The 16,946-nt window shown below is 59.8% G+C and carries 19 protein-coding genes; 5 read left to right on the forward strand and 14 right to left on the reverse strand.

Annotated features, from left to right (window positions below):
• Nucleotides 1–75: 75 nt before the first annotated feature.
• Both HBN61_RS00550 and HBN61_RS00555 read right to left on the reverse strand, forming a co-directional pair.
• Nucleotides 76–606, reverse strand: a complete 531-nt coding sequence (locus HBN61_RS00550; protein ID WP_047273160.1) for a ferritin-like domain-containing protein — start codon at nucleotides 604–606, stop codon at nucleotides 76–78.
• Between the two features lie 86 nt (nucleotides 607–692).
• A complete protein-coding gene (locus HBN61_RS00555) occupies nucleotides 693–1,571 on the reverse strand; it encodes a DMT family transporter (protein WP_170045962.1) in 879 nt (292 codons plus the stop codon).
• Nucleotides 1,572–1,668: 97 nt separating this feature from the next.
• Between HBN61_RS00555 and HBN61_RS00560 the strand changes: the two genes are divergently transcribed.
• From HBN61_RS00560 to HBN61_RS00570, 3 genes are all read left to right on the forward strand, one after another.
• A complete protein-coding gene (locus HBN61_RS00560) occupies nucleotides 1,669–2,457 on the forward strand; it encodes an AraC family transcriptional regulator (protein ID WP_170045963.1) in 789 nt (262 codons plus the stop codon).
• Between the two features lie 84 nt (nucleotides 2,458–2,541).
• Nucleotides 2,542–2,832 (forward strand): PsiF family protein, encoded by a 291-nt coding sequence (locus tag HBN61_RS00565; protein WP_094991993.1) that lies wholly within the window; start codon nucleotides 2,542–2,544, stop codon nucleotides 2,830–2,832.
• 192 nt (nucleotides 2,833–3,024) lie between these two features.
• Nucleotides 3,025–4,035 (forward strand): AI-2E family transporter, encoded by a 1,011-nt coding sequence (locus HBN61_RS00570; RefSeq protein WP_094991994.1) that lies wholly within the window; start codon nucleotides 3,025–3,027, stop codon nucleotides 4,033–4,035.
• A gap of 56 nt (nucleotides 4,036–4,091) precedes the next feature.
• On the opposite strand, the gene HBN61_RS00575 is transcribed toward HBN61_RS00570, so the two are convergent.
• Nucleotides 4,092–5,357 carry an Hsp70 family protein gene (locus HBN61_RS00575; protein WP_094991995.1) on the reverse strand — a complete coding sequence of 422 codons (1,266 nt, stop codon included), beginning with the start codon at nucleotides 5,355–5,357 and terminating at the stop codon, nucleotides 4,092–4,094.
• Nucleotides 5,358–5,659: 302 nt separating this feature from the next.
• On the opposite strand from HBN61_RS00575, the gene cbpA reads away from it, so the two are divergent.
• Together cbpA and HBN61_RS00585 are read left to right on the forward strand one after the other, a co-directional pair.
• A complete protein-coding gene (cbpA, locus tag HBN61_RS00580; protein WP_094991996.1) occupies nucleotides 5,660–6,571 on the forward strand; it encodes a curved DNA-binding protein in 912 nt (303 codons plus the stop codon).
• A gap of 2 nt (nucleotides 6,572–6,573) precedes the next feature.
• Complete coding sequence (locus tag HBN61_RS00585; protein ID WP_094991997.1) at nucleotides 6,574–6,891, forward strand: chaperone modulator CbpM; 318 nt, start codon at nucleotides 6,574–6,576, stop codon at nucleotides 6,889–6,891.
• A 146-nt stretch (nucleotides 6,892–7,037) separates the two neighbouring features.
• On the opposite strand, the gene HBN61_RS00590 is transcribed toward HBN61_RS00585, so the two are convergent.
• From HBN61_RS00590 to urtB, 11 genes are all read right to left on the reverse strand, one after another.
• Nucleotides 7,038–8,171 carry a sensor histidine kinase gene (locus tag HBN61_RS00590; RefSeq protein ID WP_170045964.1) on the reverse strand — a complete coding sequence of 378 codons (1,134 nt, stop codon included), beginning with the start codon at nucleotides 8,169–8,171 and terminating at the stop codon, nucleotides 7,038–7,040.
• Between the two features lie 149 nt (nucleotides 8,172–8,320).
• On the reverse strand, nucleotides 8,321–10,021 hold the full coding sequence (gene ureC, locus HBN61_RS00595) for an urease subunit alpha (RefSeq protein WP_094991999.1): 1,701 nt from the start codon (nucleotides 10,019–10,021) through the stop codon (nucleotides 8,321–8,323).
• 77 nt (nucleotides 10,022–10,098) lie between these two features.
• Nucleotides 10,099–10,407 carry an urease subunit beta gene (locus HBN61_RS00600; protein ID WP_094992000.1) on the reverse strand — a complete coding sequence of 103 codons (309 nt, stop codon included), beginning with the start codon at nucleotides 10,405–10,407 and terminating at the stop codon, nucleotides 10,099–10,101.
• Nucleotides 10,404–10,937: a GNAT family N-acetyltransferase gene (locus HBN61_RS00605; RefSeq protein WP_094992001.1), complete on the reverse strand. Its 534-nt coding sequence runs from the start codon at nucleotides 10,935–10,937 to the stop codon at nucleotides 10,404–10,406. Before HBN61_RS00605 ends, HBN61_RS00600 begins: the two co-directional genes overlap by 4 nt.
• Nucleotides 10,934–11,467 (reverse strand): GNAT family N-acetyltransferase, encoded by a 534-nt coding sequence (locus HBN61_RS00610; protein ID WP_170045965.1) that lies wholly within the window; start codon nucleotides 11,465–11,467, stop codon nucleotides 10,934–10,936. The genes HBN61_RS00605 and HBN61_RS00610 overlap by 4 nt, the downstream gene beginning before the upstream one ends.
• A 9-nt stretch (nucleotides 11,468–11,476) precedes the next feature.
• Complete coding sequence (locus tag HBN61_RS00615; RefSeq protein ID WP_094992003.1) at nucleotides 11,477–11,779, reverse strand: urease subunit gamma; 303 nt, start codon at nucleotides 11,777–11,779, stop codon at nucleotides 11,477–11,479.
• Between the two features lie 81 nt (nucleotides 11,780–11,860).
• On the reverse strand, nucleotides 11,861–12,700 hold the full coding sequence (locus HBN61_RS00620; RefSeq protein WP_169963758.1) for an urease accessory protein UreD: 840 nt from the start codon (nucleotides 12,698–12,700) through the stop codon (nucleotides 11,861–11,863).
• A gap of 32 nt (nucleotides 12,701–12,732) precedes the next feature.
• Entirely contained in the window at nucleotides 12,733–13,431 is a 699-nt protein-coding gene (urtE, locus tag HBN61_RS00625; protein ID WP_094992005.1) for an urea ABC transporter ATP-binding subunit UrtE, read from the reverse strand.
• Between the two features lie 41 nt (nucleotides 13,432–13,472).
• Complete coding sequence (gene urtD / locus HBN61_RS00630) at nucleotides 13,473–14,318, reverse strand: urea ABC transporter ATP-binding protein UrtD (RefSeq protein WP_094992006.1); 846 nt, start codon at nucleotides 14,316–14,318, stop codon at nucleotides 13,473–13,475.
• Complete coding sequence (gene urtC, locus HBN61_RS00635; protein ID WP_169963760.1) at nucleotides 14,315–15,394, reverse strand: urea ABC transporter permease subunit UrtC; 1,080 nt, start codon at nucleotides 15,392–15,394, stop codon at nucleotides 14,315–14,317. The genes urtD and urtC overlap by 4 nt, the downstream gene beginning before the upstream one ends.
• Entirely contained in the window at nucleotides 15,394–16,896 is a 1,503-nt protein-coding gene (urtB, locus tag HBN61_RS00640; RefSeq protein ID WP_094992008.1) for an urea ABC transporter permease subunit UrtB, read from the reverse strand. The genes urtC and urtB overlap by 1 nt, the downstream gene beginning before the upstream one ends.
• Between the last annotated feature and the right edge of the window lie 50 nt (nucleotides 16,897–16,946).

Below are 16,946 nucleotides of genomic sequence, written 5' to 3' on the forward strand. Positions count from 1 at the left end.
AGGGCACTTTTGGGTATACGCAAAAAAGCCCGCCCCCAGGTGCCTGTGGGCGGGCTTTGTAACACTTGAGATGGCTTACAGGTCTTGCAGAATGTCTGCCATGTCGTCGGCGTGCTCTTCCTCTTGCGCGAGGATGTCTTCAAAGATCCGGCGTGTGGTCGGGTCTTTGTCGCCGATGTACTGAATGATTTCACGGTAGCTGTCGACGGCAATACGCTCGGCAACCAAATCTTCGTAAACCATTTCCTTCAAGGTCGTACCCGCCACGTATTGGGCGTGGGCATTCTTGGACAGCAAGTCTGGGTTGAACTCGGGCTCACCGCCCAGCTGAACAATGCGCTCGGCCAGTTTGTCGGCGTGTTCCATTTCCTGATTGGCGTGCTCCAGGAACTCATCCGCCGCGACGCTGGCTTTCAGGCCGCTGGCCATGAAGTAGTGGCGCTTGTAACGCAGAACACACACCAACTCAGTGGCCAGCGACTCGTTGAGCAAGCGCAAAATTTCTTCGCGGTCTGCGCTGTAGCCTTCTGTTACGGCACCTTCTTCGACGTTCTTACGAGCGCGTTCGCGAAGGGTTTGCTTGTCTGACAACGTGATCTCGGTCATTTCAATCTCCTCACTAATCCGGTTGCCGCCTCGCTCTGCTGGCGAAGTCGGTTCATAGGGTGTGAGTTCAGCGCGCCGAGAAAGTTTTATCGGATGTTGCGCACCGGGGTGGTCCAGCGTTCCGACAGAATCACCCCGCCCAGTGTCAATGCTCCGCCCACCAGATGAAACAGGTGCAACTGCTCTTTAAGTACCACGGCGGCGATCAGGGCGGTGATCAAGGGCAGCAGGTTGAAAAACAGCGTGGTGCGGCTCGGCCCCAGGAGCGCTACGGCCTTCATCCAGGCCAAGGGTGCGATCATCGATGCCAGGACGCAGGCGTACAGCACCAGCCCGATGTTGTGCACGGTCGGGCCGACCTTCGGTGAGATCAGGTACAGCGGCAGCAGCACCACAATCGCCACCAGCACTTGCAAGTAGAGCATTTGCAGCGGCGGCAAGCGCAATTGCCACTTCTTGAGCAGGGTGCTGTAAATCGCGTAGGCGAGGGTGGCGACGAGCATCATGGCGTCACCGAGGTTCAAACCTTGATCGAGCAGGGTGCCGAGGCTGCCACTGGAAACCACCACCAGCACGCCAAAAAACGACAGCACGGCGCCCACCAACGCACCGGCGGTCAGGCGCTGGCCGAGGCTAATGATGGACAAGGTGAGCACCATCAACGGCATCAGCGACAAGATGATGCCCATGTTGGTGGCCGAGGTGCGGGCGGCCGCGTAGTACGCAAGGCTTTGATACACCGCCATGCCCAGCACGCCGAGGATAAAGATCTTGCCCAGGTTGGGGCGGATGATTGACCAGTTGGCCAGAACGGGTTTGATCATGAACGGAGTAAACAACAGGCCGGCCAATAGCCAGCGATAAAAACCGATCTCCGAGGGGAAGATCGCGCCCACGGCAAGTTTGTTGATCACGGTATTGCCGGCCCAGATAAAAATGGCCAGAAGCGGGTAAGCGTATTGCATCAGGAACAACCACAGGATTAATGAGCGGCGATTATCCGCTTGTCTGTTCGCAGGCCTATACTTCGATCCGGCCAACCTCTTCGTGAATCCAGACAGCATGCGCAAGAACCTGATCAGCGTTCCCGAGTTCGATGAATTACCGGCTCCGGTCTACTTTCGCTATGCCGAAATCGACGCGCACAGCCACGCGTGCCCTCACCGGCATGCTTGGGGTTCGCTGGATTATGTAGCCCATGGCGTCATGCGCTTTGAGGTTGAGGGGCAGCGTTTCATGTCGCCGCCGCAGTACGCGTTATGGATCCCGCCCAATACTGAGCACAGTGCCTACAATGCCCAGGCGATTGTTTACCGCTCGGTGTATCTGGATGCGGCGCATTGCCAGCACCTGCCGACTCAGCCTGTCACGCTGGCGATCAGCGACATCCTTAAAGCCATCCTCAGCGATTTTGCCCGCCGCGATGTCAACATTCCCGAAGGCGAGGCCGATCAGCGCCTTGCGCACGTGCTGGTGGATCAACTGCGCCAGGCGGCGGTGCATCAATGCTTTTTGCCTTACGCCAATCACCCCGGCTTGCAAGGGGTGCTTACAGCGCTGCAGCAACAACCGGGTGATAACCGCCCGTTGGGGCAGTGGGCCGCGCAGGTGCATGTCAGTGAGCGCACGCTGGCGCGGCTGTTTGTGCGCGAGTTGGGCATGAACTTTGGAGAGTGGCGCCAACGCCTGCGTTTTTTGGCGGCAATTGAAGCGCTGGAGTCGTCTGCGCGTAGTGTGCAAGACATTGGTTTCGACATGGGTTACAGCACCGCGTCGGCGTTTATTGCGATGTTTCAGCGTCTGGCTTGCTGTACGCCCGAGCAGTATCGGCGCAAGGCGCGGCATGTTTAGGCGCGCATGAGGAAGCTGTAACAGAGTTTGTCTACACTGCGATGAAGTCCGCCGCGTCCGCTGCGGCCACAAGGAGAAAACTCCATGAAGATGCTGCGTGTTCCTTTGCTGATGGTGGGTATGTTGCTGTGTTCCCAAGGCTTTGCGGCCACGGCCCAACAAAACAAAATGACCGCGTGCAACGCCGAGGCCAGTGCCAAAACCCTCAAAGGCGATGCGCGTAAAGCCTTCATGAGCAGTTGCCTCAAAGCCAAGCCGGCCGCTGCCATGACCCAGCAGGAAAAAATGAAAACCTGCAATGCCACGGCAACCACCCAAGCCCTCAAAGGCGATGCGCGTAAAGCGTTCATGAGCGATTGCCTGAAGAAAAAGTAACCCGTAACCGGCCTGTGGTGGCTGCGGGAGGCTGCGAAGCGTTGCCGCGCCAGGCGTCAGCAAACCCTTCGCGGCTTCCCGCAGCGCCAAACAGAGAGCCTGACGCCACCCTCCTTGAGTCACATTCTGTAGTGATCCCGGTCGAAGGCTGGCAGACTGCCTGTCCTTTCACCCTGCTTGTTTTGAGGCTGTATGCCATCGTTTTCTCAGCGTCACATCGTGCTGGCCAGCTACATCATTATTGCGGGCGGCTTGTTGCTGGTATTTCCTTTGCGGCTGTTGCCCAGCCTGCTGGCGGGTTTGCTGGTGTACGAGCTGGTAAACATGCTCACCCCGCAACTGCAACGCCTGATCGCCGGGCGCCGTGCGCGCTGGCTGGCGGTGATGCTGCTGGGCACATTAGTGGTCAGCGTGCTGGCGCTGATTTTTGCCGGGGCCATCAGCTTTTTGCTGCATGAGGCCGAAAATCCTGGTGCCTCTTTGAATAAGTTCATGGCCGTGGTCGACAAGGCCCGCGGCCAGTTACCGCCATTTTTAGACAGCTACTTGCCCGCCAGTGCGGCGGAGTTCCGCGTCGCCATCGGGGCATGGATGAACAAGCACCTGAGCGACCTGCAACTGGTCGGCAAAGACGCGGCGCACATGTTCGTGACGTTGCTGATCGGTATGGTGCTGGGCGCCATCATTGCCTTGCAGCGCATCCCTGACGTGAGCCGCCGCAAGCCCTTGTCCGCCGCACTGTTCGAGCGCCTGCACCTGCTGGTTCAAGCGTTTCGCAACATTGTCTTCGCGCAGATCAAAATCGCACTGCTCAATACCGCGTTTACCGGGGTCTTCCTGGCCGTGGTGCTGCCGTTGTTTGGCGTTCACTTGCCGTTGACCAAAACCCTGATCGTGTTGACCTTCCTGCTGGGTCTGTTGCCGGTGATTGGCAACCTGATCTCCAACACACTGATCACCATTGTGGGTTTGTCGCTGTCGATTTGGGTGGCGGTGGGGGCGTTGGCGTACCTGATCGTTATCCACAAGCTGGAATACTTTTTGAACGCCAAGATTGTGGGCGGGCAGATCAGTGCCAAGTCGTGGGAGTTGCTGCTGGCGATGCTGGTATTCGAGGCCGCGTTCGGCCTGCCGGGTGTGGTGGCAGGGCCGATTTATTACGCGTATTTGAAGAGTGAGTTGAAGCAGGTGGAGTTGGTCTAACTGCTTGCCTTCACGCCTGACCCTCTCCTTCTAGAGAGGGCCAGTGTGAGGGACTTTTAGCCGTAACGCTTTTTGGCCTCAATCGCCAGACCGCTGCCGATGCTGCCGAAGATGTTGCCTTCGACATGACGTGCATTGGGCAGCATGGCCGAAACGCTCTGGCGCAATGCCGGAATACCGCTCGAACCGCCCGTGAAGAACACAGTGTCCACCTGCTCTACACCTACCCCGGCATTGCCCAACAGTTGGGTCACGCTGTTGCGGATGCGTTCGAGCTGGTTGTCGATCGAGGCTTCGAACATCGCACGGCTCAGGTCAACATTGAGTCCTGCTTCGATACGGTCCAGCGGCACGTGGCGGCTGTCGTTGCGGGTCAGTTCGATTTTGGTTTCTTCGATTTCCATGGCCAGCCAGTGTCCGGCGCGCTGTTCGATCAACTTGAACAGGCGGTCGATGCCGCCGGTGTCTTCGATGTCATAACGCATGCTGCCCAAGGCCAGTTGGGATTTCTGCGAGTACACCGAGTTGATGGTGTGCCAGGTCGCCAGGTTCATGTGGTGGCTGGTTGGCATGTACGCACCGCTTTTCATGCGGCTGCCGTAGCCGAACAACGGCATTACGCCGTGCAGACTCAGCTGTTTGTCGAAGTCGGTGCCGCCCACGTGCACACCGCCGGTGGCCAGAATGTCGTCCTGGCGGTTGTCCATGCCGCGCCGCTCTGGCGACAGGCGCACCAGCGAGAAGTCGGACGTACCACCGCCGATGTCGACAATCAGCACCAACTCTTCACGTTCGATGGTCGACTCGTAGTCGAAGGCCGCGGCGATGGGTTCGTACTGGAACGACACTTCCTTGAAGCCAATGGCACGGGCCACGTCGGTGAGGGTGTTTTCGGCTTCCTGGTCAGCCAGCGGATCGTCATCGACGAAGTACACCGGGCGGCCCAGGACCACTTCCTCAAATTCACGACCGGCGGTCGCTTCGGCGCGTTTTTTCAGCTGGCCGATAAACAGCCCCAACAAGTCCTTGAAGGGCATGGCGGTGCCCAGAACACTGGTGTCGTGCTTGATCAGCTTGGAGCCCAGCAGGCTTTTGAGCGAGCGCATCAGGCGGCCTTCGTAGCCTTCCAGGTACTCATGCAGCGCCAGACGGCCATACACCGGGCGGCGCTCTTCAATATTGAAGAACACCACCGAGGGCAGGGTGATCTTGTCGTCCTCCAGCGCAATGAGGGTTTCCACGCCTGGGCGCAGCCAGCCGACGGTGGAGTTTGACGTGCCGAAGTCGATGCCGCAGGCACGGGCCGGAGAGGCGTTTTTCATGTCTGTCGTGTTCCGGTTAAAAAACGGCCGCGCAGTGTATGTCAGACGCTCTCAGAATCGAAGTGTGCTTATTCGTTAATTCGCAGGTTTTAATGCCCTTGAAAGACTATCCTTCACCCCCAAACTTCCAGACATTGGCTTGGTGGTTGTAAGGCAACTCAGTGAAGCCCGTAGGCTGCCGATAAACTTTTTGCAGCGCCGTAGCGTCGGAAGATTGAGATCGGTCAATCGACAGACTGGCCAACCCAAGCATTGTGGGTGGTCTGAGTGGCGCGATATTGATAACGGATGGTGATCCTTACATGGACTTCAAAGACTATTACAAGATTCTGGGTGTAGACCCCACAGCCGACGATAAGACGATCAAGACCGCTTATCGCAAGCTGGCGCGCAAATATCACCCGGATGTCAGCAAAGAGAAGGACGCCGAGAGTAAATTCAAGGACGTCAACGAGGCGTATGAAGCCCTCAAAAGCGCCGACAAACGTGCCGAGTACGATGAGATTCGCAAGTACGGTCAGCACGGCCAACCTTTCCAGGGCCCTCCTGGCTGGCAAGGCCGTTCCAGCGGCGGTTTCGAGGATGCTGGCGATTTTTCGGACTTTTTCAGCTCGATCTTCGGTTCGCGCGGTAATGGCTTTGGTGGTCAATCAAGCCGCAGCGCAGGGCGTCGCGGTCAGGATGTTGAAATGGAATTGCCGATCTTTCTGGAAGAAACCCTGTCAGGCGAGTCCAAGCAGATCAGCTTTCAGGTGGGCGGCAACAGCAAGACCCTGAACGTGAAGATCCCGGCTGGCGTCACCGACGGTGAGCGGATTCGCCTCAAAGGTCAGGGTGGCCCGGGCATGGGCGGCGGGGCCAATGGTGATCTATACCTGATCATTCGGTTTGCACCGCATCCGAAGTTCGACGTCGAAGGCCACGACCTGGTGATCACTGTGCCTCTGGCACCGTGGGAAGCTGCGCTGGGCACCAAGGTCGCCGTACCGACGCTGACCAGCAAGATCAACCTGACCATTCGTCCGGACAGCCAGAGCGGCCAGCGTTTGCGCATCAAAGGCCATGGTTTGATGGACAAGAAAGGTCAGCGCGGCGATTTGTATGCCCAGTTGAAAGTGGTCATGCCCAAACACACTGACGAAGCGAGCAAAACCTTGTGGCAAGAGCTGGCTGACAAAGCCGCCTTTGATCCGAGAGCCCAATGGAGTAATTGATCATGAGCAGCACCCTGATCGTTCAGCTGGACATGGAAAGGTTCTGCGAAGAGGCCAATTTACCGGCCACTTACGTGATAGAGATCGTCGAACACGGAATTATCGAACCTCAGGGCCACGCACCGGAGGCGTGGCGTTTTGAAGACTATGAACTGGTCATCGCAAAGCGTGCAGCCAAGCTGCACCGGGACCTTGAACTGGAATGGGAAGGTGTTGCGCTGGCGTTGGACCTGCTCGACGAAGTGCAGCACCTGCGGTCCGAAAACCGCCGTTTGAAGCAGCAATTGGGGCGGTTTGTGGGCAGTAATCCCAACGTGTGACCGGTCTGTGGGCGCACCCTTGGCAACGAGCTAATTGCGGGTGTGGCTGCAGCATTGCCGGGCCATCGGCGGCGCAGTTGTTCCTCGACGGCGACGACACGGGGTCGATGCCCCGGCGTGTCGTCGCTGCCGAACAGTGCGGTGTCTCAAGCTTTTTTGGGCAGCATCACGGTAAACGTTGTGCCTTCAGCGAGGGTCGATGTGACCTCGATGGTGCCACTGTGGGCGCTGACCGCCTCTTTGACGATATACAGGCCCAGACCCAGACTGGTCGAGGTGCCCGGTACGCTCAGGTCTTCACTCGGGCTGCGCACCAGCGGGTCAAACAAGGTCGCCAGTGAACTTTCATCAATGGGCGTACCGCGGTTGTGGACCGAGAGCAGAACCTGCTCTGCACCGCCAGTCAGAGTCACCGTCACCACGCGGCTTTTGCTGCCATGTTGCAGCGCATTGCCAATCAAGTTTTGCAGCAACTGATTAATCAGACCGCGATCCCACTCACCCTCTACCGGCCCGTCAATCGTCAATACGGGCTCGCAGTCCGGTTGACCGGCACAGGCTTCGGCCAGGGCCGCGTGGCAGGCCTCGCCCAGATCCAGCTTCACCGGTTCAATCGGGAGCTGGCTGCCCAGACGGCTGCGTACAAATGCCAGTAGATCACTGACCATTGAGCCCATGTGGCGTGCACCGTTTTTGATGGCGCTCACATAGTTCAAGGCGTCGGCGTCGAGCTTGGCTTTGCGCTCCAGCATCTCGGTGGACATGCTCACTGCTTGCAGCGGGGCGCGCAGGTCGTGGCCCAGAATGGCCAGAAAGATATCCCGCGAGCGATTGACCTGGTCCGCATACGCGGCCGTGGATTCGGCCAGCGCTTCATCAATGGCTTCGTTGAAGCGGATCATGTCTTGAAAGTGCTCATGTTCCGGGGCTTGCAGGCTATCGACCCACAACCGGATGACGCACGCGCGCAAGTGCCGGAACTCGGACGTCATTTGCACCAGATCGAAACCGACGGTATGACGCAACTCGCCATGGCTGGCGGCTGCCTCGTCCAGGCTCGGGGTTTTATCCGGGCCTTCGCCTTCGGCCTTGGCTTGTTGCTCACTGGCTGTTTGCGCAGTGGTCATGTCACGCGAGGCTGCCAACAGAATGGCTTTGGCGTGGTCGCGCAAGGCCACGCTGTCCATGTTCTCGGCCGCAGGTGTGATGGTTTCGGCAAAGCGCTCCCACTCATCGACGATACGATTGGCGTTTTGCACGATGAATTCGGAAAGGCGCATGCCCAAACACCTTGCTGCAAGAGCGGTAGTCAAAAAAGGTGACGCATATTAGCGCCTAATAGCGCGCTTCAGTACTACCGCTGGCTTGTTTCGTCACGTGAAGGGCAAAGCTTGTGCAGGGCAGTGCCTTTCACGGCCGGGGTGCAGGTTCAAAACAGGAAGTAACGCTGCGCCATCGGTAACACGTCGGCCGGCTCACACCACAGCAACACGCCGTCCGCCTTGACCTGATAAGTCTGCGGGTCGACTTCAATGTCGGGCAGGTAACCGTTGTGGATCAGGTCGGTCTTTTGCACATCGCGACAGCCTTTGACCACGGCAATCTGTTTCTTCAGGCCCAAGGTTTCAGGCACGCCGGCTTCGGCTGCGGCCTGGCTGATAAAGGTCAGGCACGTGGCGTGACGCGAGCCGCCGTAGCTGGCGAACATCGGTCGGTAGTGAACCGGCTGTGGCGTCGGTATTGAGGCGTTGGCGTCACCCATCAGGCTCGACGCAATCGCGCCGCCTTTGAGAATCAATGTCGGTTTGACCCCGAAAAACGCCGGGCGCCACAGCACCAGGTCGGCCCACTTACCCACCTCGACCGAGCCTACTTCATGGCTGATGCCGTGGGTAATAGCGGGGTTGATGGTGTATTTGGCGATGTAGCGTTTGGCACGAAAGTTGTCGTTACCAATCGCGTCTTCCGGCAACGGGCCGCGTTGTTTCTTCATCTTGTCGGCGGTCTGCCAGGTGCGGGTGATGACTTCTCCCACGCGCCCCATGGCTTGGCTGTCGGAGCTGATCATCGAAAATGCGCCGAGGTCATGCAGGATGTCTTCGGCGGCAATGGTTTCGCGGCGGATACGGCTTTCTGCGAAGGCCACGTCTTCAGCGATGCTCGGGTCGAGGTGATGGCAGACCATCAGCATGTCGAGGTGTTCGTCGATGGTGTTGCGGGTGAAGGGGCGGGTCGGGTTGGTGGAACTGGGCAGTACATTGGTCAGGCCGCAGGCCTTGATGATGTCGGGTGCATGGCCGCCGCCCGCGCCTTCGGTGTGATAGGTGTGAATGGTGCGGCCTTTGAAGGCGGCGAGGGTGGTTTCCACAAAGCCGGATTCGTTCAAGGTGTCGCTGTGAATCGCCACCTGCACGTCGTACTGGTCGGCAACGGTCAGGCAGTTGTCGATGGACGCGGGGGTGGTGCCCCAGTCTTCATGCAGCTTGAGGCCGATGGCGCCAGCTTCGACTTGTTCGATCAACGGTTGCGGCAAGCTCGCGTTGCCCTTGCCGGTAAATCCCATGTTCATCGGGAACGCGTCTGCCGCTTGCAGCATGCGCGCCATGTGCCACGGGCCAGGGGTGCAGGTGGTGGCGTTGCTGCCGGTGGCCGGGCCGGTGCCGCCGCCGATCATGGTGGTTACGCCGCTGTTGAGCGCTTCTTCGATCTGCTGCGGGCAGATGAAATGAATGTGGGTGTCGATGCCGCCAGCCGTGAGGATCATGCCTTCACCGGCAATTACTTCGGTGCTGGCGCCAATGGCGATGGTGACATTGGGCTGCACGTCCGGGTTGCCCGCTTTGCCGATGGCGTGAATGCGGCCGTTCTTCAGGCCCACGTCGGCTTTGACGATGCCCCAGTGGTCGATGATCAGCGCGTTGGTGATTAACGTGTCCACCACCTCGGCCGCCAGCAATTGGCTTTGGCCCATGCCGTCTCGGATCACTTTGCCGCCGCCGAACTTCACTTCTTCCCCGTAGGTGGTGAAATCCTGCTCGACCTCAATCCACAGCTCCGTGTCAGCCAGACGAACCTTGTCACCTACAGTCGGGCCGAACATATCGGCATAGGCGTGGCGGGATATTTTCATGATGCGTTCCTGAGCGTTAAGTCAAACCCGGTTGCTGCCGAGGGCGGCGAGCGGGCGTTTACATGCCAATGCCACTGTCAGTCCAGATCGCCCATGACCCGCCCGGCAAAGCCGAATACCCGGCGCAGACCGGCCAGTTCAACCAGCTCAACGTCGCGGCTCTGGCCCGGTTCAAAACGCACGGCGGTGCCAGCCGGAATGTTCAGGCGCATGCCCCGGCTTTCGCCGCGCTCGAACATCAGCGCATCGTTGGTTTCAAAGAAGTGGTAGTGCGAACCGACTTGAATCGGCCGATCGCCACGGTTGGACACTTTCAGGGTGTGCGTGCGTCGGCCGGCGTTTAGCTCGATATCCCCTGACTCGATGCGGTATTCGCCTGGAATCATTGCGGTTCACTCAAGGTTTTGAAGTAGATGGCGGTCGGGCTGTAATGGCCGTCGGGGCTGCGGCAGTAGTTGGGTAGCTCGCCGACGCGGGTGTAGCCCAATGCGCTGTAGAAATTTTCAGCGGGCGAACCGGCCTCGGTGTCGAGGTGCAACAAACCGCGTTTTTGCTGACGCGCGCCGTTTTCCAGCGCTTGAATCAATACCTGGCCCAGCCCCCGGCGGCGTGCTTCGTTGAGTACCAGCAGCTTTTGCACTTCGGCGCGGTTGAGGCCATTGGCTTTCTGGCACAGGGCCAGCTGCACGCTGGCCAGCACCCGTTGATCTTCGACCAGCACCCAGAGCAACAGGCTGCCTTGTTCCAGTTGGCTCAGCACCTCGCAGAAGTAAGCGCTGGCCTGCGGCACGTCCAGATCGTCCATAAAGCCGACCGAAGCGCCGTGGTGCACGGCATCGACCAGCAGGGCTATCAGCCCTTCCCGGTAGTTATTGAAGGTTTGCGGGGTGACCTGTAACACCTGCTCGTGGCTCATTGAGCGTGCTCCTGCGGGGGAAGGGCGCCGGGGTTGATCATCAGTTGCATGAAGGTCAGGTCAAGCCAGCGGCCGAATTTGATCCCCACTTGCGGCATGCGGCCGCAGGTCACGAAACCGAGTTGTTTGTGCACATGAATCGACGCGGCATTGGCGCTTTCAATGGCGGCGACCATCACGTGTTTGCCGCCACTGCGGGCACGCTCGATCAGCGCCGTGAGCAGTTGCGGGCCCAGGCGTTTGCCGCGCTGATCGGGGTGTACGTAGAGCGAGTGCTCGACCGTGTGGCGAAACCCTTCAAACGGGCGCCAGTCGCCAAACGAGGCGTAGCCCAAAGGCACGTTGGCGTCGTCCACAATCACCAAGATGGGGTAGCCCTGTTTTTGCCGGGCTTCAAACCATTGCTCGCGGTTGTGCAGGTCGACGGTCTGTTCGTTCCAGATAGCCAGGGTGTTGAGCACGGCATCGTTGTAGATCTCGCGTATCGCCGGCAGGTCGGCCGGGATTGCTTCGCGAATGACGTAAGACATGGCTCGGCCTCAGGCGATGGGTTGATGGACGGTGACCAGTTTGGTGCCGTCCGGGAACGTGGCCTCCACCTGGATGTCAGGGATCATTTCCGGGATGCCCTCCATCACTTGCTCGCGCGTCAGCAGGGTGGTGCCTTCATGCATGAGCTGGGCGACTGTTTTGCCGTCGCGCGCGCCCTCAAGCAAGGCGGCCGAAATGTAGGCAATGGTTTCCGGGTAATTGAGTTTCACGCCGCGCGCCAACCTTCGTTCAGCCAGCAGGCCTGCGGTGAAGATCATCATCTTGTCTTTTTCGCGTGGGGTCAGGTCCATGTAAGGGTCCGTATTCGGCAGTTAAAAAGTAGCGATCCTTATGCCCCGTTCCCATAGGAAGAGCGCTGGGGCAAGGGCACTTCAGGTACTCCATATTCGTGGTGTAACCGCTTCACGGCCCAGCAGGGCCGGGCGCAGCAGTCGCCACAGATCAATCAGCCAGCTGCGCGCCTGTAACGCTTCGCCCGCCAGGCAGCGGGCCACCAGCAAGCCCGGCAGTTGGGTCAGATCGCCGCGTACCGGGTGAGGCAGCGAGCGACAGGCTTCAAGCCGTTCAGGGCTGACCTCTCCGGTCACCAGCAGCGTCGCAAACACTGGGTTGCCGTCCAGCCCGATGGGCGAGTCCAGCAGGCCGTCGCCGCCTACAATGCGCTGGCGCTCATGCCAGAGCAACTGGCCATCACGGCGGATATCCAGATGCGATTGAAAGTACCCGTGCTCGAAACGTTCCCCGCTGGCCTGCCTGCCCAACGCAATCATGTCCCAGTAAAACAGGCGTGCATTGCCTTCAAGTTCGATGCGGGTGCTCAGTTCGGCCTGCGCCGCGCTGAAGACGATGGTTTCTTGGGGCAACCATTCCAGCGTGGCCCCCGCCGCGACCTTTAATTCAACACGTTGATAGGCCGGGCCTGCGGCGCGGTACCACTTTGCTGCGCCGGGGCTGGTGAGCTGGGCCCAGGCGTCAGGGCCGACGCTGGCGCGAATATCGAGCTGATCGCCACCGGCAATCCCGCCGGGCGGGTGCACGATGATGTGTTGGCACACCTGTGGCCCTTCGGCGTACAGGTGTTTTTGCACGCGCAAGGGGCCGAGGTGACGGCGCAGGGTCGGGCGTGTGCTGTCGCCAAAACGCCCATAGCCCAGCTCCAGCTCGGCAAGCCAGTTGGGGGTAAACAGGGCAGTGTTGGCGGGTAAATTCATAGGGGCTCAGCTTGGCAATAAAGGGTTACAGATTAAATCGTCACGAGGCCACGTACACCGTCTGTTTGCATATTTTCACCCCGGCCTTGCTGAATGATTTCGCCCCGTGACATCACCAGATACTGATCGGCCAGCTCCTCGGCAAAGTCGTAAAACTGTTCCACCAGCAAAATCGCCATGTCCCCACGTGCGGCCAATTGCTTGATCACGGTGCCGATTTCCTTGATGACCGAGGGCTGGATGCCTTCGGTGGGTTCGTCGAGGATCAACAGCCGCGGGCGGCTGGCCAATGCACGGCCAATCGCCAGCTGTTGTTGCTGCCCCCCGGACAAATCGCCGCCGCGCCGATGCTTCATGTGCAGCAGCACCGGAAACAGTTCGTAGATAAACGCCGGTACGGCTTTGGCTTCGGCACCGGGGAAGCGGGACAGGCCCATCAACAGGTTTTCTTCCACCGTCAGACGCCCGAAGATTTCCCGGCCCTGCGGCACATAAGCGATGCCGGCATGAACCCTTTGGTGAGGTTTGAGCGAGGTGATGAGCCGGTCTTCCCACCGCACGTCACCCTCTTTGACGGGCAGCAAACCCATCAGGCACTTAAGCAAGGTGGTTTTGCCGACGCCGTTACGGCCCAGCAGGCACGTGACTTCGCCCACCCTGGCCTCAAACGACAAGCCGCGCAGGATGTGGCTGCCGCCGTAGAACTGATGCAGTTTTTCAACCTTCAACATGTTTGATCCCCTTTTGACGACGCCGATCTGTGCCTGCTCTCTCAACGGCCCAGATACACCTCGATCACGCGTTCATCGGCTTGCACGTGCTCCAGCGAACCCTCGGCCAGCACACTGCCCTGATGCAACACGGTGACGTGGTCGGCAATCGAACCCACAAAGCCCATGTCGTGCTCCACGACCATCAGTGAGTGCTTGCCCGCCAGGCTTTTGAACAGCTCGGCGGTGAACTCGGTTTCGGCGTCGGTCATGCCCGCCACGGGCTCATCCAGCAGCAATAACTGCGGGTCTTGCACCAGCAACATGCCGATTTCCAGAAACTGTTTTTGCCCGTGGGACAACAGCCCCGCCGGGCGATGCGGCGCGTTGGCGAGACGGATGGTTTGCAGCACCTCGTCGATGCGGTCTTTTTGTTCGCCGGTCAGTGTGGCGCGCAAGCTGGCCCACACCGACTTGTCGGTTTTTTGCGCCAGCTCCAGGTTTTCGAACACGCTCAGCGCTTCGAACACCGTGGGTTTTTGAAACTTGCGGCCAATCCCCGACTGGGCAATCTGCACTTCGCTCATCTGCCGCAGGTCGAGGGTTTCACCAAACCAGGCCTGACCTTCAGTGGGGCGGGTCTTGCCGGTGATAACGTCCATCATCGTGGTCTTGCCTGCGCCGTTAGGCCCGATGATGCAGCGCAACTCGCCGACCCCGATGTACAGGTTGAGGTTGTTCAGTGCCTTGAAGCCATCAAAGCTGACGCTGATGCCCTCAAGGGTCAGGATCGTGCCGTGGCGGGTGTCGAGCCCCTTGCCAGCGGTCTGCCCCAGACCAATGGCATCGCGGCTGCTGCCTTGATCCTTGTTGGGGTCGAGCATGGGTTCGAGCAAGACATTCCTCATTGATCACCCCTTTTCTTCAATAGCCCGATGACACCCTTGGGCAGGTACAGCGTGACGACGATAAACAGCGCACCGAGGAAGAACAGCCAGTATTCGGGGAAGGCCACGGTGAACCAGCTCTTCATGCCGTTGACCACGCCTGCGCCCAGTAACGGGCCAATCAGCGTGCCGCGCCCGCCCAATGCCACCCACACAGCGGCTTCGATGGAGTTGGTGGGCGACATCTCGCCGGGGTTGATGATCCCCACTTGCGGCACATACAGCGCACCCGCCAGACCACACAGCACCGCGCTCAAGACCCACACGAACAGCTTGAAACCACGCGGGTCGTAGCCGCAGAACATCAGGCGATTTTCGGCGTCTCGCACGGCGGTCAGCACGCGTCCGAATTTGCTGCGCGCCAGGCGCCAGCCCAGCAACAGGCTGCTGACCAACAGCAGCACTGTGGCGAAAAACAGCGTCGCGCGGGTGCCGGGTTCGGTGATGCCGAAGCCCAAAATGGAGCGGAAGTGGGTGAAGCCGTTGTTGCCGCCAAAACCGGTTTCGTTGCGGAAAAACAGCAGCATCGCGGCGAACGTCAGGGCTTGGGTCATGATCGAAAAGTACACGCCCTTGATGCGCGAGCGGAACGCGAAGAACCCGAACACCAGCGCTACTAAACCCGGCGCCAGTACCACCAGGCACATTGCCCAGGCGAAGTGCTCGGTGCCCACCCAATACCACGGCAATTCGGTCCACGACAGGAAAGTCATGAAGGCAGGCAGTTCATCGCCCGCCGCCTGACGCATCAAGTACATGCCCATTGCGTAGCCGCCGAGGGCGAAAAACAGTCCGTGGCCCAATGACAGCAGGCCGGCGTACCCCCACACCAGATCCAGTGCCAGGGCGACGATGGCGTAACAGAGGATTTTCCCCACCAGCGTCAAGGTATACGCCGATACCTGAAACGGGCTGTCGGCAGGCAACAGCGACAGCACCGGCATGGCCAGCAGGATGACTAGAACAACAGCGCCGATCACTGCCGTTGCGGTCGGGCCGGCTTTTTGTGTCGCGGTCATTAGCAATGGCTGATTCATCAGTCGATCACCCGTCCTTTCAGCGCGAAAAGGCCTTGCGGGCGTTTCTGAATGAACAGAATGATCAGCCCCAGGATAAGGATTTTGCCGAGTACGGCGCCGATCTGCGGCTCGAGAATCTTGTTCGCGATGCCCAGTCCCAGCGCCGCGTACACCGTGCCCGCCAATTGGCCGACACCGCCCAGCACCACCACCAGAAAGGAATCAATGATGTAGCCCTGGCCCAGGTCGGGGCCTACGTTGCCGACTTGGCTCAAGGCCACGCCGCCCAGTCCGGCAATCCCCGAACCAAGGCCGAAGGCGAGCATGTCCACGCGCCCGGTGGGCACGCCGCAGCAAGCGGCCATGTTGCGGTTTTGGGTGACGGCACGCACGTTGAGCCCCAGACGGGTTTTGTTCAGCAACAACCAGGTAAGGAACACCACGGCCAGTGCGAAGCAGATGATCACCAGCCGGTTGAACGGCAACACCAGATTGGGCAGCACTTGAACCCCGCCCGAAAGCCATGCGGGGTTGGCCACTTCGACGTTCTGCGCACCGAATAGCAGGCGCACCAGTTGAATCAGGATCAGGCTGATGCCCCAAGTCGCGAGCAGGGTTTCCAGCGGGCGCCCGTAGAGGTGACGAATGATCGTGCGTTCCAGCACCATGCCCACCCCGGCGGTGACGAAGAACGCCACCGGCAGTGCCAGCAGCGGATAGAACTCAATGGCGCCGGGTGCGAAACGCTGGAACAGCAACTGCACGCCATACGTGGAATAAGCGCCGAGCATCAGCATTTCGCCGTGGGCCATGTTGATGACCCCCAGCAGGCCAAATGTGATCGCCAGCCCGAGGGCCGCCAGTAGCAGAATCGAGCCCAGTGACAAGCCGCTGAACGCCTGGCCCAGCAGGTCGCCAATCAGCAGCTTGCGTGTGACTTGCGCCAGGCTGGTTTCGGCCGCAGTGCGCACGCCGTGATCGGTTTCAACGTCCGGTTGCAGCAGGGTTTCAAGTCGCGTGCGGGCCAGCGGCTCGCCGGTTTCACCCAGCAGACGCACCGCTGCCAGACGCACGGCGGGGTCGGCGTCCACCAGTTGCAGATTGGCCAATGCGAGGCTCAAGGCCGCGCGCACATCGTCATCGGTTTCGAGGGTCAGGCGACGATTGAGCAGTGCCAGCTGGGCGGGTTTCGCGGTTTTCTGCACCTGTCGCGCGGCATTCAGGCGCTGTTGGGGATCAGCCGCCAGCAGTTGATGGCTGGCCACTGCGTTGTCGATCAAGGCGCGCAGACGGTTGTTCAAACGTACGGTCTTGGGCTGGCCATCGACGGTGACCTGCCCACTTTGCAGTTCGCTGAGCAGTGCGATGCGGGCCGGGTCGGGTTGGGCCGCCCAGCCTTCAAGCAACTTGACCTGCATGGGCAGATTGGCGCCAGCAAACTCACTGGCGTCATCGGCATACGCGCCTGCGGGCAATAGCAGCAGGCAGGCGACGATAAAACGGTAAAAGACGGTGGGCATAGTGAGTGTCCCTGTAAGCGCGGCTCCCTCTCCCAGCGGGAGTGGATCGG

Origin of the sequence: Pseudomonas sp. WS 5071 (assembly GCF_012985765.1) — a bacterium.
GTDB classification, from domain to species: domain Bacteria; phylum Pseudomonadota; class Gammaproteobacteria; order Pseudomonadales; family Pseudomonadaceae; genus Aquipseudomonas; species Aquipseudomonas lundensis_A.